At 47.8% G+C, this 1,982-nt stretch carries 1 protein-coding gene; it reads left to right on the top strand.

All coding sequences use genetic code 11. The features are described from left to right. Nucleotides 1-548: 548 nt before the first annotated feature. Nucleotides 549-1,898 carry a group II intron reverse transcriptase/maturase gene (gene ltrA / locus FN961_RS25635; RefSeq protein ID WP_144042971.1) on the top strand — a complete coding sequence of 450 codons (1,350 nt, stop codon included), beginning with the start codon at nucleotides 549-551 and terminating at the stop codon, nucleotides 1,896-1,898. Nucleotides 1,899-1,982: the final 84 nt, after the last annotated feature.

The following is a 1,982-nucleotide window of genomic DNA, read 5'->3' as shown; positions in this document are numbered from 1 at the left end:
TTGTGTACGCCCAGCATGGGCATGAACTAATGAGGTGAAAGTCCTCTGTAGGAAGGTCACCGTTCAATAACATGCTGTTATTAAACGTTAACTACTAGCGAATGGCAAGGGCTTATCCGTGAGGGTTGGTCTGGAGGAAGCCGCTAGCAAATTTGCGAGCTGATGAACAAGAACATCATATGAGGCGTAGGCTAGAGGTGAGTTGGCACAAGACGACGAAACCACGTGATCTAATGGCCACCGTAAATGATGCAGCAGTGCAAAGAAAGTTCATGCTCTTATCTGGGGAGATCTGTTTAACACGCGATCGGTCATTAACCAGTGAGGCTCTGGTTTACAAGTGCCTTGGCTTTTCAACTTCATCGACTGAAAAGAGCGAACCAGATGAAAACCGATAGCGCATGACGGGGTAACTTGGCATGTGATTAAGCAGAAGTCAGCAGACGGCATAGTAGCCCAACGCCCATCGTAATGGATGGGATAGCATACCCCGCGTCAGCGTAGTGGGTACATGGTGAAGGCCTGAACATTTAGAAGAAGGAGGAGTCTTGTCAAACTTGTCGATACCCACTACGTCGCCAGACGATTACTATCGGCAGCGTATTGATATGCAACCGGCCTTCAACAGCGATTTATTCCAACAATTGCTCGAACCTGAGAATCTACACCGAGCGTGGCGTCAAGTTAAAGCCAATAAAGGCGCGGCAGGCATCGATGGCATGACCATCGAAGCCTTCCCGCTCTGGATGCAACAAGGCGGCTGGCAACAGTGTAAAACTCAACTTGAGCTAGGTGAGTACCAACCCTCAGCAGTCAGGCGCGTAGAGATCGACAAACCCGATGGCGGTAAACGCAAATTGGGGATCCCTAACGTCATTGACCGTGTGATACAGCAAGCGATAGCTCAAATACTCACTCCGCTGTTTGACCCATTCTTCTCGTCTAACAGCTTTGGCTTTAGGCCGAACAGAAATGCCAAACAAGCGGTACTGCAAGTAAGGGATATCATCAAACAGAAACGCAAATTTGCCGTCGATGTTGATCTGTCTAAGTTCTTTGACCGAGTTAATCATGATCTCTTGATGACTCAACTTAGGAGCAAGGTGCAGGATAAGCGTCTGTTGGCACTTATCGGTAAATACCTACGTGCAGGCGTTGTGGTCAACGACCAATTTGAAGCAAGTTTCGAAGGCGTGCCTCAAGGCGGTCCACTCTCGCCATTACTATCAAACATTATGTTGGATAGTCTGGATAAAGAGCTGGAAAGCCGAGGGCATAAATTCGCCCGCTACGCGGACGACTTCATCATTTTGGTAAGGTCTATTCGAGCGGGAGAGCGGGTACTCAAGAGCATTACTCAATACCTTGCCACTAAGCTAAAACTGGTTGTTAATGAACAGAAAAGCCAAGTGGTTAAGGTAGGTCAAAGCAAGTTCCTAGGGTTTACATTTAACCGAGGAAAGATCCAGTGGCATGCTAAAACATTGCACATTTTCAAACAAAAGATGAGACGGCTGACGAACCGAAATTGGGGTGTTAGTATGGAGTATCAGCTGTTTAAAGTGCGGCAGTACATGCAAGGCTGGATCAACTACTTTGGCATAGCCAATGCTTACCAAGGATGTGTCGATTTAGACCATTGGATCCGTCGTCGCGTACGTATGTGCTACTGGCGTCAGTGGCGAAAACCACGGACTAAGGTGCAGAATTTACTTAAACGTGGCGTCAGGATCCAAGCAGCCGTTGCTTGTGGTATCACAAGTAAAGGCCCTTGGCGTAGCTCTAAAACACCAGGAATACAGCAAGCGCTGAGCAATGAGTATCTGAAGAAAGCAGGATTATATTCACTGAGAGATGGATGGATCGCAGTTCAATATCCTAATCAGAAAATGAATTAGGTGTTCTAAATGAACCGCCCTGTGCGGAGCCGCATGCAGGGTGGTGTGGGGGCTGGAGGTTAGATACCTCCGGCTACCCGATTA

This window comes from Shewanella hanedai, assembly GCF_007197645.1.
Taxonomy (GTDB): Bacteria; Pseudomonadota; Gammaproteobacteria; order Enterobacterales; family Shewanellaceae; genus Shewanella; species Shewanella hanedai.
This window is presented reverse-complemented; position numbering and strand designations above follow the sequence as displayed.